Raw genomic sequence first — 26,162 nt, 5'->3', positions numbered from 1 at the left:
GGACATGGTTTCGGCGTTTTCCGGTCCTCTAATCCGGTTCGAAGAATCGAAACACTTGTATCGGCCGTGAGAACCGGCCCGGAACTATCTTCGGAGAAGACGAATGCTTCGCGGAATGACGATATCGAAAGGCCTGACCGCCGCCCTCGCCGGCGCGATGATGCTGCCGATGGCCTCCACGGCGGATGCCGGCGATCCGGGAACGGCAATCGCGGCGGGTGCGGCCGGCCTTGCCGCCGGAACCCTGCTCGGGACCATGCTGTCCGGTCCCCGCTACATCGACCCGCCGGCGCCGGTCTATGTCGCTCCTCCCCCGCCCCGGCGCGTTTACCGCGACTATTACGTGGAGCCGGCGCCGGTCTACCGCGAGCGCGTATACGTCGAATACGCGCCGGAACCATGGACGCCGGAGTGGTACTCCTATTGCAGCCGCAAGTACCGCAGCTTCGATCCGCGCTCCGGCTATTTCGTCGCTTATTCGGGCGAGTACCGCTTCTGCCGGTAACGACTGGACGATGACAAACAAGGCCGCGCGTCCCTTCGGGCGCGCGGCTTTTTCATGATCATGGTACGGATATCGACCGGCCTTCTCACTGGCACACGCGGTGGTCGCCGTTGCGCCCGTGCCGGGCAAGGTCGAGATGGAAATGGTCATGGTGGTGGCGATCGGCCTCCGGCCCGAGAACCGTCGAAAACCGCTCGCACGCTCCGTTGTGCGCCGTGCGCAGAAATGCGCCTTCGTAGATGTCGCCCCACCCGCTTTCGACGGCGATCTTGCGCCCGTCGGCCAGCTTGAAGGACGAAATGTCGAGAGCGTTCGCGAACGCATGTTCGGAAAGCGGCCCCTTGCTCGCCCCGTTCCGCCCGCGGCATGAGTAGGAGGCGGCGACCGTAAGCTCCGTGACGGCGGACCCGAAAATCGCCATGGCCGCCGGCTGAACGCTTTCAGAAAGCCAGTTTTCCGTTTCCCGGACATGGGAACAGCTCATCGTCGCCGGTGCCGACAACCCGACTTGCCCGCCCTGCAGCGCGGCCACCTCGAAGGGGTGGTCGATACCGCAGATGCCGGGGCCGGAAATCGTGCGCGCCGGTTGAATGAAAGGGGTGCGTTCCACCTCGCCGGACGCCAGGCACTGCGCTTCTTCGCGCGCCCGCCAGGGTTCGCGCTCTTCCGTGTCCCAAAGCGCGCCGCACCCGGCCAGTATCATGAAACAAGCGCTCGCAAGCGCGATCTTGAGAGTCCGTGCAGGCATGCACGCACTGTCACGCAGCGGAAATAAGAAAGGCTTAACGCTGTTTCACGGGCAAGGGCGGCCCTTGCAATTGTCGCCCTCGCAGGGGGCCGCGAAGCGAAGCCCGTCGCCTCCGTGCCGCTGCTCGCCCGGCGCATGCACTTCCTCAAAGCGCGTGCATCCTTTTCTCTGCAGCACCATGAGGAAGTTTCCTTCGGGCGTATGCTTGCCCCAGTTGTCGGAAACGGTGACCTCGCTGTTGTCGGCAAGCGTGAAGCCCGTGAATTCGATCGCCCGTCCGCCGGTGGCTGCCTCCGCGTCCGATGCGCCGGCATCGCCTTGCGGGCAGACGGAGGATGCGTCGGCTTCGAGCCCGACGAGACGTTGACCGAACTGGATCAGCGTCATGTCGCTCATCTCGTTTGCGACGAAAGCTTCGACGGCGATGGCGAAATCGCAATCGAGCACCACGCTTTTCGCCAGCCTCACGGTGCCGCCCGGTCCAAAGGAATCCACATCCACGGGAGCGGATATTCCGCATCCGTCCGTCACGAGCGTTTCGGGCAATACGCGGCGTTCGCCGGAGTTCATGTAACACACCGGCCCGTCGTGCTTCCTTTCGAAATCGATAAGCTCGAAGGTGACGCCGATGCGTTCCCTGGACGCCGCCTTCGCCCTGGGCAGGGCAACCGCGGCACCTTGCCCGTCCGCCCCCCGCGGCGGTGGCTCGCTCGCTTGTGTCGCCGCCATCGGCATCGCCGCGGTCTCGAGCGATCCTGCGTTTTCCTGCTCCGCCACGACGGACGTGACGGGCGCCAGAAACGCCGCAAACATCATGCCGGCTACCGATGGCCGGCGAAACGCGACAAAACCGTCCCCGGCGGTTTTTCCTTGCAGGTTCCGCGCTTTACTTCGAAACATGTTCCGCCCCTGCCTGACTTGAGGGCAAATTAATTCATCGTTCGAAGCAATTTACAACCCAACATTAGTATATTAGCGCAGCTCACCCCGATTGTTTGCCAGAGTGTGGGTTCGCGATCACATCCGTCCATTTTCTACTGGAAGATTTCCCAAGAAAACGGCATCGCCTTCGCGAACAACTCTTCGGAAACCGAGCAAACCCACGCATGCCGTTTCAAGCCTGCTTACAGGCCCAGGACCTAACCTTCAGGCCCGTACCAGATCGGCGATGTGTAGGCGCGTTCCTGAGCGCTGGTTTCGGCCGCCTCGGGAATTTCGACACCAAAGCGGAATGCGTCATAGACCACCCATCGCGGTGTCGGGATCTCCAGAACGCGGGCATAGTAGAAGGCCGGTTGCGCGGGATCGAAGTCCGGGTCGGTCCACACAGTCGCAAGCTCCGATGCGCCGATGGTGTTGGTCCAGTTCGCCGCCGCGACGTCCACCGTGTTGCCGACATCGGGAAGCACGCCATTGGCATCCGGTTCGCGTCCCGGCGACCACGCGACGTCATAGACCTTTTCGTGCGTGTTGCCTTCGCCGTCCAGCCAGCCCTTGATGATCTGGATGCGGTCGAGGTTGGCGCCGATCGGATCGCGCAGCGCATAGACCATGAAGGTCGGCGCGCCATCGCCGGATCGCGGCCTCAGGTCGCCCCCCATGGGCACGCCCTTGCCATATCCACGGAAGGCCGGCTGACGGCTTTTGAGGTCATCGTCCGTGAAGTCCCATCCGCCGAAGAAGCGCACGATCATGCGCGGGCCGGTCGTCGCGTAGACTTCCTTGCGCGCCATGGCGTCGAAAATCGCCGTGCGCGTGTTCTCCACCGCCCAGACGGCCGCATAGCCGGAGGAAACGAGCTGGTAGCCTTCGAAGGCGCCGATGTCCGTCTTTGTGAAGGGGTGGAGCATGCGCTCCGGTTTCGGCTCGGCGTTGGCCGCCTTCCCGAAGAAATTGTCCTCCTCGGCGGTGGAAAGTGCGGTGTGGCTGTCGGTGGAGCCGACAATGCCGAATTTATACGGGTTGGTGCCGAGCCGCGCTTCCAGCTTCAGCCCGTTCTTCAGCGCCTCGCGGGTATATTCGTATTGCAGCATTTCCGGCGTCTTCGCCTGGGTCAGGTCCAGGTTGCCGACGTCCCAGGTCTCATAGTTCGCGAAAGCGTCATCCGGGGAAAGCAGCGGGTGGGCCTCGCCGTCGCCCTTGATCTGCGTCGTTTCGTACATCTTTTCCCAGCGTGCGCGCTTTTCAACGTATTCGGCGTCGAGCGCACGGCCCGTATATTGCGCGTCGACGGGAAACATCAGCCCGTTGGAAAGGTTGCCGTTGTGGGCAAGCGCCAGCACGGTGCCGCCCGTCTTCGCCTCGTAGTTCTCAAGCCACTTGTAAAGGTCGAGCGGGTCGGTCGAGCCGACAGGCGGCTGCGTCGTATAGGGCACCACCTGGCCGGCCTTTTCCGCCCCGTCGCGGAACAGGACGTTGCGGTGCAGGTTGTTGCCGCTGACGAGCGATGTCCACTCGAAGCCGATGATCGTCGAAAAGTTGCCCGGGTCGTTGTGGGCCTCTGCCGCATTCACGACCTTTTCCCAGACGCTAGCGTAGTTCTTCGCGCCGGGCGAATAATCCGCCAGAAGGTCAGGGGGAATCTTGCCTTGCGCGAAAGTCGTGATCAGGTCCAGCGCCGCATTGGCGGAAGCCTCGCCGCCCGCCTGCAAGCCTTCGTACCAGCGCTTTCCTTCCTCGAAGGCGAGAATATTGGGGGCGCCCTTCGACAGGTCGTTGAAAAAGCCCATGGCGTCGGAATGATCGGCGATCACCAACCAGTCGAGCGGGCGGGAAAGCTTCACCGGCTGCCCGGTGTTGGAGATCACCTGCTCTCCCTTGGCGAAACGGTAGGCATCGTCAAGACCAAGGCGCGCACCGAACAGCCCGGCATCAACCGAAAGCCCGGTGTGCAAATGGGTGTCGCCAAAAAAAACCCGGTCGGGAAAGTCGCGCTCGGCATAGGGTGAATAGGCCTTGCCCGGGTACATGCCCGATAGCGATGACTCCGAAGGGATGAACTGGGCCGCGGCTGGTGCCGTCAACAAGGTGGCGAGTGCGGCTCCGACAAATAAACGGCGCATGCGACAGTCCTCCAATCGACTTGGTTATCCTGCCCCCGGAAAAAATCTATTATTTCCTTTACGTCATCATTAAACCTGCTCGGGAGATAGCTATCAATTCCGTGTTTCCCCTATGTGCCTTGCGATGATTTTGCATCTGCACTGAAACAACTCACATCCTCGCACCGTCAAACAGACTGCGGATTTACATCGCGACATCGATATGGGATGAGGTGACTAAGAACCATTAAACGTAAGATGCCGTGAGCAGTCAGCAGAAAAACCCCGCCAACCGCTACGTAAGCGATCTCAAGCGCTACGGCGTCGGCCAGTCGCAGTTCCCCAGCGTTCTTCGCTCCCTGGTTCCCATCGCGCTATCGGGCATTTTCCTGCTGCTGATCGCCATCTTCGTCGCCTGGTCGCAAGACAGTTTCGGCCAGGAATGGCTGATCGTGGCGGTCGCCGCCGTCGTCGGCGGCTACATGGCCTTGAACATCGGCGCGAACGATGTCGCCAACAACATGGGGCCGGCGGTCGGCGGCAAGGTTCTGACCGTGCTGGCCGCCGTATTGATCGCTGCCGTGTGCGAAAGTGCGGGTGCGATCCTTGCGGGCGGCGATGTCGTCAAGACGGTGTCCAAGGGCATCATTTCGCCGGGCACGAGCATCGACGTCTCGCAGTTCCGCGATCTTATGCTGAGCGCGCTTTTCGCCGCAGCGCTGTGGATCAATCTCGCCACCATGCTTAGCGCGCCGGTCTCGACCACGCATTCCATTGTCGGCGGCGTGCTTGGCGGCGGCATCGCGGCGTCGGGCTTCGGGCTGATCAACTGGGTCACCATGTCCCAGATCGCGGCAAGCTGGGTCATCTCGCCGGTTTTCGGCGCGGCATGCGCCGCCGCCATCCTGTTTTTCATCAAGAAGCGCATCCTCAACGTCGAAGACAGGCTGGAAGCGGCAAGGTTCTGGGTGCCGGTCCTGATCGCGGTGATGGCCAGCGCCTTCACCGCCTATATGGCCATGAAGGGCCTGAAGAAGATCTGGGGGCCGTCCCTGGTCGAAATCGTCATCTATTCCGGCGCCGCCTTCCTGATCGCCTATCTCGCCTCCCGTCCGGTCGTCGCAGCGCGCACCACTCGGCTGCAGAACCGCAAGAAGGACATTTACGGCCTGTTCGATGCGCCCTTGATCGCGGGTGCGGCACTTCTGTCTTTCGCTCATGGGGCGAACGATGTCGCCAATGCGGTCGGCCCGCTTGCCGCCATCGTCTCCACCGTTCAGGACCAGTCTGGCATCGCGAGCGTGGTTTCCATCCCGCTTTGGGTCATGGTCGTCGGCGCGGTCGGCATATCCTTCGGGCTCGGCCTTTTCGGGCCGAAGCTGATCCGCGTCGTCGGCCAGAAGATCACCCGGCTCAATTCGCCGAGGGCCTTTTCCGTGGCTCTGTCAGCGGCGATAACGGTGCTGATCGCAACGTCGTTCGGCCTTCCCGTCAGTTCGACGCATATTGCCGTCGGCGCCGTCTTCGGCGTCGGTTTCCTGCGCGAGTTCCTGGAAAATCCGAACAAGCGCACCCTGCGGCCGGGTCACAAGCTGAACGAGACCGCGGAAGATGCGTTCAACAGCATAAGCTTCCGCTCTGTCAGGCGGCTTGTCCGGCGGCGGTTTGCCCTGTCGATCGCAGCCGCCTGGTTCATCACCGTCCCGGCGTCGGCTCTTCTGGCAGCGGTGCTTTACTGGCTGCTGCGGCTTCTGTGATCCAGGGTTTCAGCGCCTCGAACCGCTTGATGACTTCCAGATAGTCTTCGCGATACGCCACGCGCTCGGCATCCTGAAGCAACGCCCAGTGGCGCTGGCGCCTGTCCTTCTCCGGCCAGTTTTCGGCCTGTTCGCTCACCAGAAACGGGTAATAGGTGACGGGCACCGTCACCTTCCCCGACTGCGCCTGTTTGGTAACAGGCACGGTGATCGGAAAATCCTCCAGCACGGAACCCTGCACGCCCGCCTCCTCGAAGCCTTCCCGGTGGCACGCCTCGATGTGGCTTTCGCCGGGCTTCAGCAGGCCCTTGGGCAGAATCCACCGTCCCCGCGTCTGCGAGGTGACGAAAAGAACCGCGATCAACTGGTCGCGCGTGTCGAAGGGAATGATCCCGACCCGATGCATATGCCGCCTCTCCGCAGTTTCGCCCGCATGCCAACCGGTTTACGGTGCGCGAGTCGCTGTTTGTCCCAACTTTGCTCAATCCAGCGCCGGACGCCACCCCATTGCCGGCAAGGGATAGCGGAGCGATGGAGAGATAACAGACCTTTGCATTCACAAACCTCGCTCCACTTCGTGAACGCACAGGCCTTTGTGCAAAGCATACGGGATGATAAGAGGTAGCGGTCGTTTGCTTGCGAAATACATCTTCGCCACAAGGCCATTGTCCCATGACGCTTGAGATTTTTTCCGCCTATATCGTCGCCACCATCATCCTGCTTGCCGTTCCGGGGCCGACGGTGATGCTCGTCGTCAGCTACGCGCTGGCGCAGGGGCGCAAGTCGGCGGCGGCAAGCGTTGCCGGCGTCGGCGTGGGTGATGCTGTCGCCGCCGGAGCGTCCCTCATGGGCCTTGGCGCCGTGCTTGCCGCCTCCGCCACGCTTTTCACGGTCCTGAAGTGGGTCGGCGCGCTTTATATCATTTATCTCGGCGTTCAGATGTGGCGGGCAAAGCCCCATGCGCTTGAAACGGTTGAGACGAAGACGGCTAGTAGCCGCAAGGTCTTCCTTCACACCTTCGCCGTCACCGCGCTCAACCCCAAGGGGATTGCGTTCTTCGTGGCCTTCCTGCCGCATTTCATCGTACCGGAAAGCCCGGTCGTGCCGCAGTTCTTCATTCTCGGCACCACCTTCGTCGTTCTCGGCATGGTCAATGCCGCGCTTTACGCCCATCTGGCCTCTTCCGTGCGCGAGCGGGTGCGCAAGCCTTCCACACTCAGGACAATGAACCGGCTTGGCGGCAGCGTCCTCGTCGCCGCCGGTATCATGACGGCGACGCTCCGCCGCGCGGCGGGCTGAGGGAATTTTTCAGGTGATCAGCACTGCGGCCCCGCTCAGGCGTCCTTCTCGCAGGTCCGCAAGCGCTTCGTTCGCCTGTTCCAGAGGGTATTCGGTGACATGGGTCGTCACGCCCGCCTTCAGCGCGATGTCGAGGAACTCGATCGCATCGTTCCGCGTCAGGTTCGCGACAGAGCGGATCACCCGCTCGCCCCACAGGTCCGCATAAGGAAAGCCCGGAATATCCGACATGTGGATGCCGCCGCACACCACCGTGGCACCCTTTCGCACCGCTTTCAGCGCCAGCGGCACCAGTGCGCCAACGGGAGCGAAGATGATCGCTGCGTCCAGTTCCTCCGGTGCATTTTCGTCCGAGCCGCCGGCCCAGACAGCACCCAGCGATCTTGCGAAATCCTGGGCCTGACGGTCACCCGGCCTCGTGAAGGCATAGACCTCGCGGCCTTCATACTTCGCGACTTGCGCCACGATGTGGGCCGCGGCGCCAAAACCGTAGATGCCGAGTTTCACGGCGTCGCCTGCCATTTTCAGCGAGCGGTGGCCGATCAGCCCGGCGCAGAGCAAGGGCGCAGCTTGCGAATCCGAAAAGCCCTCGGGCAGCTTGAAGGTATAGTCGGCATCGGCCACGCAGTGGCTCGCGTAGCCACCATCGATCGTATAGCCGGTGAAGCCCGGCCGGTCGCACAGGTTTTCCTGATGCCGCCGGCAATAGGCGCAAGTTCCGCATGTGTGGCCGAGCCATGGAACGCCGACGCGCTCGCCTTTCGAAAACCCGGCAACGCCGCTTCCGGGTTCGATAATCCGGCCGACGATTTCGTGACCGGGCACGATCGGCAGTTTCGGATCCGGCAGCTCGCCGTCAACCACGTGAAGGTCCGTCCGGCACACGCCGCAGGCCGAAATTTCGATCAGCAGCTGACCCGGTCCGGGTGACGGCATTTCCCGTTGCGTCATCTTGAGTGGCTGCCCTGCCCGCTCCAGGACCATCGCTCGCATCGTTATCCCCCTTCGTTCGAGCCGGGTTATCCTCGCTCCCAATCGTTACCCGCGCCTTGATGCCCATCAATCGCAATTGCGCGGCAAGGCAACGAAAGTCACCCTGATTACCCTCCAAATCCTCCGATTTTCCATCAATTGCACCTTTTTCGACGCCGCATCCTGCGCGCTTGCGTTCCTGCAATTCCTGGTCAATCTTGGCGCTTCAGCCGGAGGATAACATGCTCTCAGCCGTCAAACTCGCCCGGGAAATCGAAGCCGGCACAACGTCCGTCAGAGCGGTTTTCGAAACTTGCGCGGCGGCGATTGCCGAGCGTGAGGAAACGATCTCCGCCTTCACCCATCAGGCGCTGGATCAGGCACGGAAAGCGGCTGAAAACGGTCACGGTCCGCTTATGGGGCTGCCGCTTGCCGTCAAAGACAATCTCGACACCGCCGACATGCCGACGGCCTATGGCTCGCAGATCTACGAGGGTCGCACGCCCGCTGCCGACGCCGCCGTCGTCGCGCTCGCGCGGCGTCTCGGCGCGGGGATAATCGGCAAGACGGTGACGACCGAATTCGCTTTTTTCGAACCGGGACCGACGCGGAACCCCTGGAACCCGCTTCACACTCCCGGCGGCTCTTCCTCCGGTTCGGCGGCGGGAATTGCCGCCGGGTTCTTTCCCTTGAGCCTCGGCACACAAACCGGTGGTTCGGTCGTCAGACCCGCCAGTTTCTGCGGAATCGCGGGCTTCAAGCCAACCTTCGGCCGCTTGCCGCGCGAAGGATTGAAGATCTTTTCCTGGAGCCTCGACACCATCGGCGTCTTCGGCAAGGGCGTTGAAGACGCTGCGTTCGGCGCGGCAGCGCTTTCCGGCCGGAACTGGCGGGTTGACGGCGCCTCTCCCGCCGCACCGCATATCGCCGTCGTCCATAGTCACCTTTGGAAGGAGGCGAGCGGCGAAATGCGCCAGGCGGTCGAAACCGCGGCACGGCTTGCCGAAAAGGCGGGAGCGAAGGTCAGCACAGTCGAGCTTCCGGGCATCTTTTCAGACGCATTCGCCGCCCATCAGGTGATCCAGGACTACGAGGCGGCACTCGCTCTCGGCTTCGAATTCGACCGCCATAACGTTTCACTAAGTCAGGTGCTGCGGGAAACGCTGGCGGCGGGCCGCGAAATTCCGCCTGATAATTATGACATTGCTCAGGATACCGCCCGGAAGGCGCGGCAGAACCTCGCCGGTCTTTTCAAGGAATTCGATGTCATCCTGACACCGTCCGCACCCGGTGCAGCACCTTCTGGCCTCGGCTCCACGGGCTCCTCCATCTTCAACAGGCTGTGGACGTTGATGGGCGTTCCCTGCGTCAACGTGCCCGGCCTGATGTCGGCGAACCACTTGCCGCTAGGCGTCCAGATCGTCGGGCCTTACGGCGAAGACCGAAAGACGCTGCTTGCCGCCCTTTGGCTGGAAGGCTTGCTGCGGAAACAAGGTTGACGGCCAGTGCGCTCCTTCACCCTTCAGGAAGCGAGTTTCGGCCTTATCGTTTCCAGCGAGCGGGCCGCCAGTTCGCTCGTCATCGACCGATAGCGCTGCAACGCGTCGGAAATGGCGGAAGACGTCATCTTCAGGCGTTTCGCGCGCATCGCGATGATTTTCTCATACGCCTTGTCCGACACGCCGGCGGCGCGGCAGAGGATGACGAGAGGCGCGTCTTCCTCCCTGAAGATAATCCTGAGCACCGAATTCTCGGGCACTCCCACGACCTTGGAGATCATGTTGCCGAGATCGATCGGCCGGTCGCGGGTGGTGAAAATCTCGACCGCCTCGTCGATCTTCGTTTTACCGGCCACCACACTCTCGATGAGAAGCTGCACCTTTGAGGGTTTGTCGCCAAGGTCGTGCAAATGGACATTGACCTTGTGGCGCGGGCGCTCTTCAAGGGCTTTCAGGACGGTCTCGTTATTGCCGCGTTCACGTACGCGGTTCTCCAGTTCGCGCGTCAGGAAAGGAACCAGCGCATCGGCAGCCGCCCGCGTCAGGTCCGTTCGCTCCACCAGGGCTTCCTGCAGTTTCGGCACCTGGCGGGCACGGTTGGCGATGTGCCTGAACCCTTCATCGTCAATGCTTGCGCCGGCGTTTTTCAGGATCGTCAGCAGAACCTCAAGTTGGCCCCGCTTGGCCACCGCCTTGGAAACTTCGGCATCGATACCATCGCGCTTCGCAATCTCGGACAGATGCTCCTGCGAGCGCTGTCGCGCGACATCGACGAGATCGTCGGAAGAAAGAACGACGGCGCGTTGCAGCACGGGACGCGCAACGTCGATGACGTCATGGGCAAGCCGGCGCATGAGGTCGCGCGGGGCTTCCGGATGATCGGATACCCGATCGGCGAGCGACTGCCTCGCATCGGTCTGCAATTGGTCGAACACCTGGCAGACGATGTCGCCATACAGTTCGCTCACGCGTTCCGATTCTTCGCCTCCGGACGCGAGGAACAGATCGGTCAATGCAGAAACCAAAGCATCGCGCCCGTCTTCGGAGCTATCGCGTGCAAGGTCATTCAGTTGCGCCAGATCCATCCTGGACCCTCACCACAAGTTGTTTTCTTCCCGGAATTGTCGCGAAGAGGTATTGCCCGGTAGTTAATGACCGGAGATTCTCGCCTTGGCCGAGGTATCGACCTTCACGGGAGCGGCAACCGGAGCCGGTCCGATTTAATCATACATATTTCTCCAAAATCTCTTACACACTGATATCGTTACGATAGCTACGCAAGATTGACGCAACGTTGTTTTTTCACTGCGGTGGTCTTCGGCGCTGCAACAACTTTTTTACCTTTTCGCGGATCGGCACCTCACATACACTCACAAACGCCTGAAGAGCGGGAGGCCATAGAATGACCAACGTCCGCAATCTGAACCTTATCGTGTTCCTGATCGCGTTTTTATTCGTCACAGGCATCGTTCTCGGAGTTGTCTAAAAACAGGCGGGACAACCGTCGCAAATTGCGGTTTCCGGCAACAGCCGGGAACTGATCGCGCCAATTCGCCGATGGAATTCATCCAAGATTCCACCGGCGAAATATTTTGCTACGTTTCCCGGCCCGTTTTTTCCCGGCCATGCTTTCCAGTCAACACTTGCAACATCAGGCTGCGGCCTTGAAGCGCTCTTCCATGTCGTCGAGCGCCGCCTCAGCCATTGCGATCGCGGTATCCGCCGAGGCCATCAGTCGGTCCGCGGCGATCATCTCGACGTCGTCGATCCCCACAAAACCGAGGATATGGCGCAGATAACCACTTGCGAAGTCGATCTGCGAGCCGACCTCCGTTCCGCCCGAAGCGAGAACCACATAGGCCTTCTTTCCTTTGAGCAGGCCTTCTGGGCCGCTTTGCGTGTATCTGAAGGTCTCCCGCGCGCGGGCGATAAGGTCGACCCAGGCTTTGAGAGAGGCCGGGATCCCGAAATTATAGACCGGGGCGCCGATCACGAGGATATCCGCTTCCTTCAACTCGGCCACCAGTTCATCGGACAGGGCAAGCCTGGCCTTCTGTTCGCCGTTTCGCTCCGCCGGATCGGTGAAATTCGCGGCCACCCAGGCTTCGTCAATCACCGGCAGGCCCGGGGATACGTCGCGCCTGACGACGTTCACCGGACGATTGGCGGCAAGCCTGCCGATCAGGTCCTGTGAAAGTCTGCGTGTCACGGAATCGGTTTTCCGGGCGGAGGATTCAACCTGCAGAATCTTGAGGGGCTTTTCCATCGTATCTCTCCTGCATCGGGGTGCGGCGCACCTCGCATTTGTTCAACTGCAGGAAAAGATAATCAGGCCTGAAAGAATGATTAGGCTCGATTTCATGAACAATGCATTCACCGCCGCGGCACCGGAGAGCAGTCCGGCGCCGCAGCGGACTGGTAGTTGCTATTCTGCCGCCTCAAGCCTGCGCGGATCGTAGTTGAGGATCGGCGCAAGCCAGCGTTCGGCAATGTCGAGTTCCCAACCCTTGCGCCTTGCGTAGTCTTCCACCTGATCGCGCTCGATCTTGCCGACGCCGAAATAGTGGCTGTCGGGATGTGCGAAATAGAGCCCGGACACCGAGGAACCCGGCCACATGGCATAACTTTCCGTGAGCTTTATGCCGGTCGCGGCTTCCGCGTCGAGCATTCGGAAAAGCGTCTCCTTTTCCGTATGGTCCGGCTGGGCGGGGTAACCCGGCGCGGGGCGGATACCCTGATAGGCTTCGCCTATCAGTTCCTCGTTCGACAGCGCCTCATCCGGCGCATAGCCCCAAAGCTCCTTGCGCACGCGCTGGTGAAGCTTTTCTGCAAAGGCCTCCGCCAGCCGATCGGCAAGCGCCTGGCTCAGGATCTTGCCGTAGTCGTCGCCCGCCTTCTCGTAGTGCGCGGCAATCTCCGCCTCGCCGTGGCCGGACGTAACGGCAAATCCGCCGATATAATCCGCAATGCCGAGGTAATCCGGCGCAACGAAGTCTGCGAGCGCAAGGTTGGCGCGCTTGCTCGACGAGCGTGCCATCTGCTGGCGCAATGTATAGAAAGTCGCGGCAATTTCCTGACGCTCTTCATTCTTGAAGACGACGATATCGTCGCCGCGCCCGGTTGCCGGCCAGAAGCCGACGACGCCCTTCGGCCGCAGCAGCTTGTCCTTCACGATCTCGTCCAGCATCCGTCGTGCGTCGTCAAATAGCGCCCTGGCCGCCGGACCATATCGATTGTCGGTCAGAACGCCCGGATAGCTGCCCTTGATTTCCCAGGTCGAAAAGAACGGCGTCCAGTCGATCGTCTCGACAAGCTCCTCAAGCGAAATATCGTCGACGACCTTCGTCCCGAGGAACGAGGGCCTGACGGGCTGATAGGCCTCGAAAGAGGTCGTGAAGCGGTTTTCACGCGCCTTTTCAAGGCTCAGGCGCCGAGAGGCGCCGCGCGAGCGGGCGTGGTTATCGGCGATCCTGGCGTATTCATCCCGCACTTCGCTAAAGTACGGCTGGCGCTGCGTCTTGCTCATCAGCTTCGATGCAACGCCTACCGCGCGGCTTGCGTCGGTGACGTAGATCGCCTGCCCGCGGTCGTAATTCGGGTGGATCTTGACCGCGGTGTGGATGCTGCTCGTCGTCGCGCCGCCGATCAGGAGCGGCATGTCGAAGCCTTCACGCTCCATTTCGGCGGCGACGTGGCACATTTCATCGAGCGATGGCGTAATGAGGCCGGAAAGGCCGATGATATCGACCTCTTCCCTTTTCGCAGTCTCCAGGATCTTGGCGGACGGGACCATCACGCCGAGGTCGATTACCTCAAAGTTGTTGCACTGGAGAACGACGCCGACGATATTCTTGCCGATGTCGTGCACGTCGCCCTTCACAGTGGCAAGCAGGACCTTGCCGGCGGAAGACCTCCCGGACTGGCCGCTTTTCCTCTTCTCCTCCTCCATATAGGGAAGCAGGTAGGCCACGGCCTTTTTCATGACGCGGGCGGACTTCACCACTTGCGGCAGGAACATCTTTCCCGATCCGAAGAGATCGCCAACCACGTTCATGCCGGCCATCAGCGGCCCCTCGATCACCTCCAGAGGCTTGTCGGCGCGCTGGCGGGCTTCTTCGGTATCCTCGTCGATATAGTCGGTGATGCCGTTGACGAGAGCATGCTCGAGCCGCTTCTCGACCTCCCACGTACGCCACGTGAGATCGGCGGTCTTCTTTTCGCCGCCACCTTCCCGGTAGCGTTCGGCCGCCTCCAGCAGCCGGTCGGTCGCATCCTCACGGCGGTTCAGGACGACATCCTCGCAAAGTTCGCGAAGCTCGGCATCGAGGTCGTCGTAGATCGCGAGCTGGCCGGCGTTGACGATGCCCATGTCCATTCCCGCGCGAATGGCGTGATAGAGGAAGACGGAATGCATTGCCTCGCGAACGCCCTCGTTGCCCCGGAAGGAAAACGACAGGTTCGAGACGCCACCGGAAATATGCGCATGAGGCAGGTTCTGGCGGATATATCGCGTGGCCTCGATGAAATCGACGCCGTAATTGTCGTGGTCCGCGATGCCGGTCGCGACCGCAAAGATATTCGGATCGAAGATGATGTCTTCCGGCGGAATACCGACCGTGTTGACCAGAATATCGTAGGAGCGTTCGACGATCTCGATCTTGCGCTCCAGCGTATCGGCCTGGCCCTTCTCGTCGAAGGCCATGACGACGACCGCCGCACCATACCGGCGCACGAGCCGTGCGTGCTCCAGAAACTGCTCCTCGCCTTCCTTGAGCGAGATCGAATTGACCACGCCCTTGCCCTGAATGCACTTGAGGCCGGCTTCGATCACGCTCCACTTGGAACTGTCGACCATGATCGGAACGCGCGCGATATCGGGCTCCGCGGCAACGAGGTTCAGGAAGGTGACCATGGCCTGTTCGGAATCGAGCAGGCCCTCGTCCATATTGACGTCGATGATCTGCGCGCCGTTCTCCACCTGCTGGCGGGCGACCTCAAGCGCGGCCGTATAGTCGTCGGTCTTGATGAGCTTGCGGAAGCGGGCCGAGCCCGTAACGTTTGTGCGCTCGCCGACATTCACGAAATTCGTTTCCGGCGTCACCACGAAAGGCTCAAGGCCGGACAGGCGCATATGCCGCTCGATTTCGGGGATCTTGCGCGGCGCATGTGGCTTCACCGCTTCGGCAATGGCGCGAATATGGTCCGGCGTCGTGCCGCAACAGCCGCCAACGACATTGACGAGGCCGCTTTTGGCGAATTCTCCGAGGAACCCCGCCGTCGCTTCGGGGCTTTCGTCGTATTCGCCGAACTCGTTGGGCAGCCCCGCATTCGGATAGGCACAGATATTCGTGCCGGCAACGCGCGACAGTTCATCGATATGGGAGCGCATTTCCTTTGCGCCCAGCGCGCAGTTAAGGCCGACCGAAAACGGCCTGGCGTGCGAGACGGACGCCCAGAACGCCTCCGGCGTCTGGCCGGAAAGCGTGCGCCCGGAAAGATCGGTGATCGTGCCGGAAATCATGACCGGCAGCTTCACGCCCTTTTCCTCGAACACCTCGTCAATGGCAAAGAGAGCTGCCTTGGCGTTCAGCGTGTCGAAGATCGTCTCGACAAGCAGGATATCGGCACCGCCGTCGATAAGGCCGCGCGCGGCCTCGGCATAGGCCTTACGCAGATCGTCGAAGGTAACGGCCCGGAAACCGGGATTGTTCACATCCGGCGAGATGGAGGCCGTGCGGTTCGTCGGCCCAAGCGCGCCCGCCACGAACCGCGGGCGCGAGGGATCGCGCTCTTCCATGATGTCGCAGGCTTCCCGTGCCAGCCGCGCGCCCTCGCGGTTGAGTTCATAGGCGAATGCCTCGCAGGCGTAGTCGGCCTGGGCGATCGTCGTGGAGGAGAATGTGTTCGTTTCTGCGATATCGGCACCGGCCTCGAGGTAGGCAAGGTGGATATCCCGGATCGCATCTCCTTTCGTGAGGTTCAGAAGATCGTTATTGCCCTTGAGCGGCAATTCCCAATCCTTGAAACGCTCGCCGCGAAAGCCGTCCTCGTCCAGGCGCAAATCCTGGATCATCGTGCCCATGGCGCCATCGAGAACGAGAATGCGTTTTGCGGCCGCCTCCTCGAGGCGGTCGAATACCGGTGATCTATCAACCATTTTCTTCTCTTCAGGCAGCTTGTTTTTCAGGTGCGACGGGACGCACGCCGAGCATGTGGCAGATCGCGAACGTCAGCTCCGCCCGGTTCATCGTGTAGAAATGGAATTCGTTGACGCCGCGGTCGACGAGATCAAGCACCTGCTCGCCGACGACGGCGGATGAGACGAGCTTGCGGGTCTCGGGATCCGTTTCCAGACCCTTGAAGCGGCGCGTCAGCCAGTCCGGTATCGAGGTCCCGCATTTGGCGGAGAAAACCACCGTCTGTTCGAAATTGGTGATCGGCAGAATGCCCGGCACGACCGGCACGTTTATGCCGGCGGCGCGCACCCGGTTCAGGAATTCCTCGAACTGGTCGTTGTCGAAGAAGTACTGGGTGATGACGCGCGTTGCGCCCGCATCCACCTTGCGCTTGAGATTGTCGATCTCGAAGCTCCAGTCCGGGCTTTCGGGGTGGCGCTCCGGATATGCGGCGACGGAAATCTCGAAATCGCCGATCCTGCGGATCCCTTCCACGAGATCGCACGCATATGCGTAACCGTCCTCGCGCGGCTTGTAGATCGCGCCGATGCCCTCCAGCGGGTCACCGCGCAGCGCCACGATATGCTTCACGCCAAGATCTCGGTAGTCGCGCACGACCGCATCGATCTCCCCGCGCGACGCGCCCACGCACGTCAGATGCGCGGCCGGGTGAAGGCCCGTCTCGTTGACAAGGCGCGCAACCGTGCGGTGGGTGCGCTCGCGAGTAGAGCCGCCCGCGCCGTAGGTCACGGAAACGAAATTCGGGGCGAGCGGTTCAAGGCGCTCGATCGCCGACCAGAGCGAAGCTTCCATCTTGTCGTTCTTCGGCGGAAAAAACTCGAAGGAAACGGATATGTCGCTCTTCTCGCCGAGCTGAAAGCGGCGGATCGAATGGCTAAGCGTCATTTATGCGACCTCCCGGGTCGTATTTTTCTGTGGCAAATCGGTGATGATGCGCGGATCGCGGGCGAGCCAGACGGAAACCGTCAGCATTCCCTCGTTGTGATCCTCCGCGGTCAGGTCACGGACCTCGACCACGTCGAGACCGGCCTCTTCCAGCCAGCGCGCCATCTGTTCATGGGTGAAACCAAGGCGCCTGTGCGCATGCGCCTCGCGCAGGAATTCGAAATCGTGCGGGGCGAAATCAACGATCAAAAGCCGCCCGCCCGGCCGCAGCACCCGCGCAGCTTCACCGATGGCGCGACGCGGATCGTCGAGGAAGTGAAGCACCTGGTGAATACACACGACGTCGTAGCTTTCGCGTGCAACGGTGAGCGCATAGACATCGCCATGGCGCACCTGCGCCTCGCCGATACCGGCCTTCGCGAGGTTGGCGCGCGCAACCGAAAGCATGTCGTGGCTGGCGTCGACGCCAAGCGCGCGTGCGTATTGATCGCGAAATACCTCCAGAAGCCGGCCCGTCCCCGTCCCGAGGTCGAGCATGGCGTCAAAAGGCTTTTTACCCAGCATATCCTTGAGCGCGTCCTCCACGGCCTCTTCCGGTACGTGCATGGAACGCTCCTGGTCCCAGGTCTTGGCCCGGTCCGCGAAGTAGCGCGCGGCTTCCTCCGCCTTGGCCTTGCGGATCGCATCGAGGCGCATCCGGTCCGCCGTCAGGATCGGCTCTTCCCCATCGAGCCTGTTGAGCAGGTCGCGGGCTAGGGCGCCCATCGCGCCGTCGCCGAGCCGATAGAAAACCCAGGACCCTTCGGGAAAACGCTGCACGAGGCCCGCTTCGGTCAAAAGCTTCAGGTGCCGGGATATCCGCGGCTGGCTCTGCCCCAAAATGGCCGTGGCATCCTTCACGGTCAGCTCGCTTTCGGCAAGCAGCGCGATAAGCCTGAGCCTTGTCGGCTCTCCCACGGTCTTGAGACCGGAAAGCAGTTGTTCGAGGCCCAGAACGGTTTCGTCAGTCATAGCGCCCACAGCAAGGAAAGTGGATATAAAGATATCTTTATACGTACATAGCCTGATTTGCAAGCGGCTTGAGCCCACTTGGCGTCCGGCACGCGAAGAACGCTGTGAACGGCGGCGGGCCCGATCGCACATGAAGCCGCGGCGAGCGAAGGCAGAAATCCGCGGCTTGCATTTATTTAACTAATTTGTTATTTAACGATTCAGCTAATTAATGATGATGGTCACATGCCCGAAACGCGAAATTCCCTGCCCGACGTTTTCGACGCACTCGGCGATCCGGTGCGGCTTGCGATCGTGGAACGGCTGATGAAGGAAGGCGAGGTTTCCGCCGGTGAGATCGCGGCTCCCTTCTCCATCTCGAAGCCGGCCATATCCCGCCACATCTCGGTTCTGGAAAAAGCCGGCGTCATCGAGCGCAGGGTTGACCGTCAATTCCGGTTTCTGCGCGTGCGTAACGACACGATGAATGACCTTGCAAGCTGGATCGAACATTACCGCCGCTTCTGGGAAACCTCTTTCGACCGGTTGGAGAAACTGTTTCCGCCCGCCGAGGCCGAAGAGCCAAACGGAAAATCAAAGAACGAGGAGGATAATCATGGCCGCTGACACGATAGAAGCTCGCACGCTCACGCTTACCCGCACGCTCAATACCGATCCAAATTCCGCTTTCGATGCCTGGATCAACCCGCAAACCCTTGCCAAGTGGTGGGGTCCGGAAGGCTTCACCGCCCCTGAACTCAAGATGGACGTGCGCGAAGGAGGCGCCTGGTCCACGGTAATGCTGTCGCCTGAGGGAAGCCGCCACCACGTAAGCGGCGTCTACAAGGCTATCGACCGCCCGAACCGCCTGGTCTTCACCTGGGCCTGGATGCAGGACGACGGATCGCGGGGGCACGAGACGGAGGTCGAGGTCGCCTTCGCCGCCAAGGGGAACAAGACGCTGATGACGCTTGTGCAGAAGGTCTTCAAGGAAGCCGAGCACCGCGACAACCACCAAAAGGGCTGGACCTCCTCGTTCAACAAGCTGGAGCGCATGTTCGCCTGAACTTCGCCCACCGTTGTTGCGGCCCATTCACCTGTATTGAAGGAATTTGACCATGGCTGAACTGGAAATCATCGGCTTGCCGATTTCGACTTACGTGCGGGCCGTGCGTATTGCCGCATTGGAAAAGGGCGTGACCTACACGCTTGTCCCGGCCGCGCCCCACAGCGAGCCCGTCAACCGTATTTCGCCGGCAGGCCGCATCCCGGTCATGCGGCATGGCGATGTGGAACTGGCGGAGTCGCGGGCGATCGCCGGATATATCGACACCGTATTCGATGGTCCGAAGCTGTTTCCCGCCGATCCGGTGGAAGCCGCAAAGGCCGAACAATGGATATCGCTGACGAATACGGTTCTCGATCCACTGTTCATCCGCCGCTATCTCTTCGCCTATATTTTCCCGAAAAGCGAAAACGGCGCGCTGGACCGCGCAGCGATCGATACCGCTGTCGAAGAGATGCGCCCCTTGTTCCAGGCAGTCGACACAGCGCTCGCCGCCACAGGTTATTTCGCCGGCTCTGCGCCCGGTTTCGCCGACTGGAACCTCTTCACGATGCTGCACTATCTGCGGCAAATGCCCGAATCCGGCGAAATGTTGAACGCTTCGCCCAATCTCCTTGCATTGCACGACCGACTTGCCGCGCGCGAGAGCGCGAAGGCCACCCTTCCCCCGCCGCCGCAAGAGGCCGCAAGCGCCTGAGCGCGCAAGGCTTCACTTACCGGGTATCGGCGGTTCCGGGAGATTTTTCCCGGGCCGCCTGTTCTTCGACAATCGGCAGCACGGCGGCACCGATCGCTTTCTTCTCCGCCTCGGTCAACTGTTTTTCGTCGCCGTTGCCGTTCGCCTCATCCTCTTCCTCGTCTTCATGGGCGACACGCACCGTAACCTCGCGGTGAGCGAATTTTATGCCCTCGCGCGCGCAAAGGTCGCGAATACCGGCGTATACCACTTTGCGAAGCTCGAACTGATCACCGGGGCGCGTCATGAACTTGACGCGCACGATCATGGCGGAGTCCTCGAGCGCGGTAACACCCTGCGATTTCACGGGCTGCAGGAACTTAGGCCCGTAATCGGGATTCTGCAGCAATTCCTGGCCGAACTTCTTGATGAGCTTGCGCATCTTTTCCACGTCCGTGTCGTAGGTGACGCGGAATGCCAGCTTCATGATCGCCCAGTCGCGCGAATAGTTGGTCACATACTGGATTTCGCCGAAGGGCACCGTGTTGAGCGGGCCGCGGTGGTGGCGAAGCTGCATGGAGCGGATGGAGATTTTCTCCACCGTACCTTTTACCGAGCCGATATCGATGTATTCGCCCTTGCGGAAGGCATCGTCGATGAGGAAGAAAGCGCCTGAAAAGATATCGCGGATCAGCGTCTGTGCACCGAAGCCGACCGCAAGACCGACAACACCGGCACCGGCGAAAAGCGGTGCGATGTTCACGCCAAGTTCGGATAGCGCAATCATGCCGACGATGACGACGATGGTGATCAGCAGGAAGTTACGGAAAATCGGCAGAAGCGTCGCAAGCCGGCTTTCGCCCTTGCCGCCGATTTCCATCTCTTCACCGGAAGGCTCCTCTTCGCCTTTTTCAAGCTTTATCCGCTGGTCGACGGCGACCTGCACGGACCTGTAGGCCATGTAGCCGGCGAAGACGACGAGGAGCACTTCGAACAGATTGCTCAGAATGAACCGGTTGCCGGTTAGCGGCACGCCCCAGGTGAACAGCAAATAGGCAATCGCGGCGGCGAAGGCGATGATTGCGCCCGCGTGGTCGAGCAGGGCGCGATAGGGCGCGCGCGCGACTTCCCGCTCCATGGCCTCCGCTTCGGCCTGCGCGGCAAGGGCATGGGGATCGATCTCTTCCCCTTCCGTCGTCGCGGCACGCTCCAGATCTTCTATTATCACCTGCTGCGCCGACACACTGTCGCGGCGTGGCAGGAACCAGCCTTCGATCGCATAAACCATCAGGCCGTAAAGCACGAACCCCAGGAGAAGCGCCATGATCGGCGCGCCGACAAGCCCTGTCGCCGCCGGCAGATCGAGAAGGGTCCTGACGGTCGAAGAGAAAAAGGCAAAGAGGAAATACACGACCGTAAGCGGCAGCCACAACCGCAGGACCGCCCGGCGCCACAGGGGCAGATCTCCTTCGTTCCTGCCGAGCACGCGCGATATGGCCGGCGAATAGACGACGGCTACTACACTGAGCGCAAGGCAGGTGAACAGCGTGGATGCGATCACCAGAACCTTGTGGGCATTCTCGTCGAGGCCCAGCTTGAACATCCAGACGCAGACCGCGAAAACGACGTAGGCCACGGCCGCGACCGAAATCAGGCTTCGATAGAGCCCGCTTGCTTCCCGGTCGGACAAGCCTACGACGCGATATGCCGAGTTGTCCGGCGAAGTGATGCCCTTGAAGACGAGCCTGAGCAGAAGGACCGTTGCAACCGCCCGAAGCCCTTGAAAACCCGTCACGCGAATTCCGGGGTGACCTACATCGAAGGCAAGCACGACAAGGATGCCGACGGCGGCGAAGGCGAGCACGCCACCGAGCATCACGATGGCGCGGGTGAAAAGATAGCCGAGTTGATCGGCCCGCGTTCCCGGCGCCGGATCGAAGTTGCGCAAAAACCGATGGCTTGCCCACCGTTCGAAAAGCTTCAAGGCGGCGATGCCGGCCACGACCGCACCGACGAGTACGAAAAGCGCCGTCCAAAGCCAGTCTGCGTTTCCGCCTCCGAGTTCGGCCAATTTGGCGTAAGAACGGTCCCAGGCGCCATCAAGGCCCATCAAGACGTTCGCGGCAGCCGTACGTGCCCTGAAGGCCTTGGACATTGTTGCTTCCATGGCGTCAGCGGCAACCGCCTCGCCCGGAGCGTTTTGAGTAGCGGCTGCCTTTTCAACGGAAGGGGAAGCGGGCTGAGCGGCCACGGCTGCGGGCGTCTCGGCCGATTGAGCTTGTCCTGGTTGAGGGAGCAGAAACAGGACAAATACAATACCCGCCGCCGCAAGCAGGGCGCAGGCACCTTTCAACAACCAATTCATTACGCCCCGCCTCCAGTGCTGACCGTGAATGGCATCGCATGCCAAATCAAATATAACGTTACGTAAATTACATTTGACGGCGGAATTCCACCCGGATCAAGCACTTACGTTTTCGCAGCGCGCAACGAGCAGCGAACAATAAAAAGGGCCTCCGCAAGGGAGGCCCGAGTTGGCAAGAGGCATGAACAACAAGAGCTTAGCGATGGTCGAGGTTCGGCATTGACGAACCGGCCTAAACGGCGATGCGTCCCTGCCACTGGTCGAGCATCCGCCGCGCTGTGGTTGCCTGTATGCTTTCATAGCGGGCAAGCGCGTCGCGGCGTGCCTCGTTGCCAAGGCGGTGACGCCAGGGGCCGATCTTCAGAAGCGCCTGAATTGTCATCGGAGAAAAGCCGTTCGCCTTGGCAGCGATAAGGAAGGGATCGGTATCGAGGCGCACAAGCCAGTGCTTGGCTTCTTCAAGACCGATATCGCAAATGAGCGCAAAGGTGGCAACCGCTTCCGGAAAGCGGTCCTCTGCCGAAAACCGGCGCAGAACCGCTTCGCTCAAACCTTCCCCGCGCGCAAGTGCGCCAACGCGGCCGGTCGCCGTTTCGAAGTCATATCGCGCAAGCCAGTATTCATTCGACATGCGTTGCGCGGCAAGCCGTGTCGCTTGCGGCAGCCGGCTCACGCCCGCGGTGTCGTCGTTTTCGATCAGGCGCGCACGCACCCTTTCGCTGGCGATCTCCACGAGCGCCAGGATGTTCTGTTCGGCAAGGTCCGTGCGCGAGCCGATGGCAAGCTGAAGGTCTTCGTCCTCGCGAGCGGCCTCCATGAGCTTGTTGAGGCCGGCCTCCGAGACGGCGGCTCCCTCATTCTCCGCAACCTTGCGCTTTACGGTCGAACCGCCTTCTTCGATCAGAACGTCGGTAACGATCTCCGAAAGAACTTCCCGCGTCGCGATCGCTATCTGATAATCCTCGCCCTTGCCGCGAGCGATCTCGACTAGGTCCGGATCACGCAACACCGTGGAATGGCGCAAGACCGATTCCGCGACCTTGAAGGTGTCCGAGGCGAGCGTCTTGATCGTCGACTCAGGCGCCCGGCGAAGCTTGCAAAGCCTTTCGGCGATGAAGCAGCGAGCCTCCTCCTCGACCATGCCGGCAAGGCGCGTCAGCACGGAATCATAAATCTCCATCTGTTCTTCGGAACAGTTTTCGGAGGTTAACGAGAAAAGCATGGCGACGTGTCTCGCCAGCTCATTGCCCCGCGACTTGTCGCCGTTTTGCGCAAGCGCTTCAAAATTAACCAGCTCTGTTTCCAGCGCTCTCGACATGGCGTCACCCTTATCGAACATCGATACAATCCATTCATACACCGAGCGACTTAAATAAATCAGTAATATCCACACGCGAATTTCAATAGAAATACATATATCATTTGATGATAAATTTAATTAAATCAAATATAAAAGAAAATAAAAAGTAGATACACCGGTAAAACTGGCAATATCCTGGAATAATTCCTCGATATCGCCCATCGAACTCTGCACCAAAACATATGCTTGACAGAGACTGGAACCGCTGAAATTTACTCAATGTATTCGAGCTCAAAAAGCTTGGCACGTCAGCACATTGGGAGAGGAAGCGCCGCAGCCGAGAGGCCGATCAGCTCTCTCCAATGGGCGGCAACGCCGATCCATTAACCTCAATGCCATTGAATATGCGAAACGATAAGATTATCTGATCGTCTATGCTCACATTCAGACAGCTTCGCTACTTCGATGCTCTGGCACGCCACATGCATTTTGGCCGGGCGGCGGAAGACGTGGCGATTTCCCAACCCGCACTTTCCATGCAGATAAAGGAGCTTGAAGCCGATCTCGGCATCCAGCTCGTGGAGCGCTCCGTCCATTCGACCAGACTTACGCGCGAAGGAAGCGAGGTTGCCAGGCGCGCTGCCTCCATCCTTTCCGAAATCCGGGATCTGGAAGACTATGGGCGCCATGCCGCACGTGTTCTCGGCGGGCCGCTGCGCCTCGGCATCATACCTTCCATCGCGCCCTATCTGCTGCCACGCATTCTGCCAAGCCTGATGCGCAACTACCCTGATCTTGACCTCAGGGTCCGGGAAACCATGACGGATACGCTCATAAGCGAGCTTCGCCACGGCGAACTGGACGTTATCCTCATTGCCCTGCCCGTCGATGAAAAGGAGTTCGAATGCGAAAGCCTTTTTGCCGACCGTTTTCTGCTGGCGGTGCATGCCGAACCCGAGCTGGACGAGCGCATCCGGGTGGATGCCGCATCGATCGAGGCCAGGAATCTGCTTCTGCTCGAAGAAGGCCACTGCCTGCGCGACCAGGCGCTCAACTACTGTCACGGGCTCAAGCCGTCAGGCGAATCGACCTTCGGAGCCACAAGCCTGTCCACGGTCATGCAGATGGTCGCCGCGGGCTACGGCGTCACCTTGCTTCCGGAACTCTGCGCTTCCGTCGAGGTGCGCGACGAGAGGGTAGCCCTGCTTCGCTTCAAGGACCCGCAGCCGGAACGCACGGTTGGTCTGGTTTGGCGTAAGTCTTCGCCGCGAAAGCACGATTTCGCGGCGCTCGGCGAAAGCATCCGCCAATCCACTGCATCTTAGGTCACGGACTTATAAATAAGGCCGGAATGGCGCTGCAAACGATAAAGAGATGCAAGGAGAAGCGCTTGAGAGCTCCCGAATGGGAGGCACAACGCAAATCAACAGATTTTCGCTCGCGCGACAAAAAAATGACATTTTGACTTTCATTCCCTTCCCTTTCGCAATCTCAAAAAATTTACTTGCAAAATTAAATATTACTATTATATGAACTCATATCTGCGAATATTAAATCTATTTATATTGCTTTTTCATGAAATAACGCTAGATTCACAAGTATCGGACAACTTCCGGTACAACTTTTCATACTATCCGCTCCACAGTTCCCGACGCTGCCGGGGTTTGAAACAGAAAGATCTGCGCCCTGAGAAGGCTGTCCCGATGACTGGCGCCAAGGAAGCGCCCTCCGCGGAAAAGCCGTTCGAAAGCATGAAGATGACAGACATCGACGTCAAAAGCCGGCAAGGCGGAACGCAGGATCATGCGCCTTTGCTCGAACTGAACGACCGCTACGAACGTGCCGCATTCGTCGTTGACGGCGACGCCCACCTGATCGAAGCAAACGAATACGCCGATCGGCTGCTCAAATGCGGGACCGACCTGCGTTTGAGGGACAATTTCATCGAATTTGCCGAGAAGAACGGACAGAGCCGGTTTTCCGACACACTGCGGCAGCTTTGTGCGAAATCGACCGGCTCTCAGGAGGAGTTCATCATAGAATGCCCGAGCACCGGGCGGCGGCCAATTCATATGGAAATCCAGAAGATTTCCGGAGAGGACCGTTTTCTCGTGACAGCCGTGGACCTGAACGAAACCGCGATCGGCCCGATGGCGCGGCTTCAGCATGTGTTCGACCTTACGAAAAGGGAGGCCGATATCGCGCGGCTCATGGCAACTCCCTTGACTGAAGCCGAAATTGCGAATTCGCTCGGCATTTCCACCAATACGCTGCGCTCCCATCGCAAGACGATCTACGCAAAGCTCAATGTCGCCAATCGCGTCGACCTCACTCTCCTGTTGCGCCGATTGGCCTGAAAACCTAGGGTCGAGACCCTGATCCCGGGATAACTTTCCAGAACCTCGAATTCTTTCTGCGACATGAAAATGAGCTCCGGGACCAAGCGCCAACGGGAAATGCGCAAGGCACTCAACCAACTCCTGCCGCGCGTGCCGCTGCTCGACGCCGAAGCCATCCTGGAAGTAGCGCAATCGCGGCACTTGCGGCATCTTCCACCATCGATCGCTCTCTGGCAGGCGACGACCGCGCGCGTGCGTCATGCCCATACCGAATACGAAGCCCTGCTGGAAGAAGGCTACGATCGGGATTCCGCCCGTTTCTTCGTAATCGATGCTATGAACGACATATTGACCGACTGGGGCTCGGGCCGGCGCGTAGACCCCAACGACGCCGGCCTCGATGCCGGCGAAATCGGCTGAAAGCAGCGTCTATTTCCGGATTGCACACGTTACCGTACCGAAACCGGAAAATCGCCCGACCGGCTACCTTACTCTTCAAACACGACTTGGGCCTTTCTAGCTT

At 60.4% G+C, this 26,162-nt stretch carries 22 protein-coding genes; 10 read left to right on the top strand and 12 right to left on the bottom strand.

Annotated elements, in window-relative coordinates:
- Positions 1-103 precede the first annotated feature (103 nt).
- On the top strand, positions 104-505 hold the full coding sequence (locus GR183_RS01085) for a BA14K family protein (RefSeq protein WP_244313572.1): 402 nt from the start codon (positions 104-106) through the stop codon (positions 503-505).
- Positions 506-590: 85 nt separating this feature from the next.
- Here GR183_RS01085 and GR183_RS01080 read toward each other — a convergent pair whose 3' ends face one another.
- From GR183_RS01080 to GR183_RS01070, 3 genes are all read right to left on the bottom strand, one after another.
- Complete coding sequence (locus GR183_RS01080) at positions 591-1,253, bottom strand: extensin-like domain-containing protein (RefSeq protein ID WP_160773740.1); 663 nt, start codon at positions 1,251-1,253, stop codon at positions 591-593.
- 45 nt (positions 1,254-1,298) lie between these two features.
- Entirely contained in the window at positions 1,299-2,153 is an 855-nt protein-coding gene (locus GR183_RS01075) for an extensin family protein (protein ID WP_160773739.1), read from the bottom strand.
- A 239-nt stretch (positions 2,154-2,392) separates the two neighbouring features.
- Positions 2,393-4,315, bottom strand: coding sequence for a DUF3604 domain-containing protein (locus GR183_RS01070; RefSeq protein ID WP_160773738.1), 1,923 nt, complete (start codon positions 4,313-4,315; stop codon positions 2,393-2,395).
- Positions 4,316-4,557: 242 nt separating this feature from the next.
- Here GR183_RS01070 and GR183_RS01065 point away from each other — a divergent pair, with 242 nt between their 5' ends.
- Positions 4,558-6,051 carry an inorganic phosphate transporter gene (locus tag GR183_RS01065; RefSeq protein WP_160773737.1) on the top strand — a complete coding sequence of 498 codons (1,494 nt, stop codon included), beginning with the start codon at positions 4,558-4,560 and terminating at the stop codon, positions 6,049-6,051.
- On the opposite strand, the gene GR183_RS01060 is transcribed toward GR183_RS01065, so the two are convergent.
- The gene (locus GR183_RS01060; RefSeq protein WP_160773736.1) at positions 5,990-6,457 is read right to left on the bottom strand and encodes an NUDIX hydrolase; all 468 of its coding nucleotides are present in this window, start codon (positions 6,455-6,457) and stop codon (positions 5,990-5,992) included. The genes GR183_RS01065 and GR183_RS01060 overlap by 62 nt on opposite strands.
- A 266-nt stretch (positions 6,458-6,723) precedes the next feature.
- On the opposite strand from GR183_RS01060, the gene GR183_RS01055 reads away from it, so the two are divergent.
- A complete protein-coding gene (locus GR183_RS01055) occupies positions 6,724-7,350 on the top strand; it encodes a LysE family translocator (RefSeq protein ID WP_160773735.1) in 627 nt (208 codons plus the stop codon).
- A 9-nt stretch (positions 7,351-7,359) separates the two neighbouring features.
- Here the strand turns inward: GR183_RS01055 and GR183_RS01050 are convergent, their stop codons facing one another.
- Positions 7,360-8,343: a zinc-dependent alcohol dehydrogenase family protein gene (locus GR183_RS01050; RefSeq protein WP_160773734.1), complete on the bottom strand. Its 984-nt coding sequence runs from the start codon at positions 8,341-8,343 to the stop codon at positions 7,360-7,362.
- A 221-nt stretch (positions 8,344-8,564) separates the two neighbouring features.
- Between GR183_RS01050 and GR183_RS01045 the strand changes: the two genes are divergently transcribed.
- Positions 8,565-9,821: an amidase gene (locus tag GR183_RS01045; RefSeq protein WP_160773733.1), complete on the top strand. Its 1,257-nt coding sequence runs from the start codon at positions 8,565-8,567 to the stop codon at positions 9,819-9,821.
- 23 nt (positions 9,822-9,844) lie between these two features.
- Here the strand turns inward: GR183_RS01045 and GR183_RS01040 are convergent, their stop codons facing one another.
- The 5 genes from GR183_RS01040 to GR183_RS01020 all read right to left on the bottom strand — a co-directional run bounded on the left by GR183_RS01040 (position 9,845) and on the right by GR183_RS01020 (position 17,914).
- Positions 9,845-10,789, bottom strand: coding sequence for a DUF2336 domain-containing protein (locus GR183_RS01040; RefSeq protein ID WP_160773732.1), 945 nt, complete (start codon positions 10,787-10,789; stop codon positions 9,845-9,847).
- Between the two features lie 683 nt (positions 10,790-11,472).
- The gene (locus GR183_RS01035; protein WP_160773731.1) at positions 11,473-12,087 is read right to left on the bottom strand and encodes an FMN-dependent NADH-azoreductase; all 615 of its coding nucleotides are present in this window, start codon (positions 12,085-12,087) and stop codon (positions 11,473-11,475) included.
- A gap of 159 nt (positions 12,088-12,246) precedes the next feature.
- Positions 12,247-15,978: a methionine synthase gene (gene metH / locus GR183_RS01030; protein WP_160773730.1), complete on the bottom strand. Its 3,732-nt coding sequence runs from the start codon at positions 15,976-15,978 to the stop codon at positions 12,247-12,249.
- 10 nt (positions 15,979-15,988) lie between these two features.
- A complete protein-coding gene (gene metF / locus GR183_RS01025; RefSeq protein WP_160773729.1) occupies positions 15,989-16,903 on the bottom strand; it encodes a methylenetetrahydrofolate reductase [NAD(P)H] in 915 nt (304 codons plus the stop codon).
- Complete coding sequence (locus tag GR183_RS01020; protein ID WP_160773728.1) at positions 16,904-17,914, bottom strand: ArsR/SmtB family transcription factor; 1,011 nt, start codon at positions 17,912-17,914, stop codon at positions 16,904-16,906. It lies immediately after the preceding gene.
- Between the two features lie 225 nt (positions 17,915-18,139).
- Here GR183_RS01020 and GR183_RS01015 point away from each other — a divergent pair, with 225 nt between their 5' ends.
- From GR183_RS01015 to GR183_RS01005, 3 genes are read left to right on the top strand one after another with little or no spacing between them, the layout of a single operon-like run.
- Positions 18,140-18,520 carry an ArsR/SmtB family transcription factor gene (locus GR183_RS01015; RefSeq protein WP_160773727.1) on the top strand — a complete coding sequence of 127 codons (381 nt, stop codon included), beginning with the start codon at positions 18,140-18,142 and terminating at the stop codon, positions 18,518-18,520.
- Entirely contained in the window at positions 18,510-18,959 is a 450-nt protein-coding gene (locus tag GR183_RS01010) for an SRPBCC family protein (RefSeq protein ID WP_160773726.1), read from the top strand. Before GR183_RS01015 ends, GR183_RS01010 begins: the two co-directional genes overlap by 11 nt.
- A 52-nt stretch (positions 18,960-19,011) precedes the next feature.
- Positions 19,012-19,656, top strand: coding sequence for a glutathione S-transferase family protein (locus tag GR183_RS01005; protein ID WP_160773725.1), 645 nt, complete (start codon positions 19,012-19,014; stop codon positions 19,654-19,656).
- 16 nt (positions 19,657-19,672) lie between these two features.
- Here GR183_RS01005 and GR183_RS01000 read toward each other — a convergent pair whose 3' ends face one another.
- Together GR183_RS01000 and GR183_RS00995 are read right to left on the bottom strand one after the other, a co-directional pair.
- Entirely contained in the window at positions 19,673-21,790 is a 2,118-nt protein-coding gene (locus tag GR183_RS01000; RefSeq protein WP_160773724.1) for a mechanosensitive ion channel family protein, read from the bottom strand.
- Between the two features lie 442 nt (positions 21,791-22,232).
- Complete coding sequence (locus GR183_RS00995) at positions 22,233-23,339, bottom strand: DUF2336 domain-containing protein (RefSeq protein ID WP_208999717.1); 1,107 nt, start codon at positions 23,337-23,339, stop codon at positions 22,233-22,235.
- A gap of 395 nt (positions 23,340-23,734) precedes the next feature.
- Here GR183_RS00995 and GR183_RS00990 point away from each other — a divergent pair, with 395 nt between their 5' ends.
- From GR183_RS00990 to GR183_RS00980, 3 genes are all read left to right on the top strand, one after another.
- A complete protein-coding gene (locus tag GR183_RS00990) occupies positions 23,735-24,625 on the top strand; it encodes a hydrogen peroxide-inducible genes activator (protein ID WP_160773723.1) in 891 nt (296 codons plus the stop codon).
- Positions 24,626-25,003: 378 nt separating this feature from the next.
- The gene (locus tag GR183_RS00985) at positions 25,004-25,657 is read left to right on the top strand and encodes a helix-turn-helix transcriptional regulator (RefSeq protein WP_160773722.1); all 654 of its coding nucleotides are present in this window, start codon (positions 25,004-25,006) and stop codon (positions 25,655-25,657) included.
- A 69-nt stretch (positions 25,658-25,726) separates the two neighbouring features.
- Positions 25,727-26,059 carry a DUF2293 domain-containing protein gene (locus GR183_RS00980; RefSeq protein WP_160773721.1) on the top strand — a complete coding sequence of 111 codons (333 nt, stop codon included), beginning with the start codon at positions 25,727-25,729 and terminating at the stop codon, positions 26,057-26,059.
- Positions 26,060-26,162: the final 103 nt, after the last annotated feature.

Origin of the sequence: Stappia sediminis, assembly GCF_009826895.1 — a bacterium.
In the GTDB taxonomy this organism is placed as follows: domain Bacteria; phylum Pseudomonadota; class Alphaproteobacteria; order Rhizobiales; family Stappiaceae; genus Hongsoonwoonella; species Hongsoonwoonella sediminis.
The sequence above is the reverse complement of the archived record's forward strand: the minus strand, read 5'-3'. Positions and strand labels throughout refer to the sequence as shown.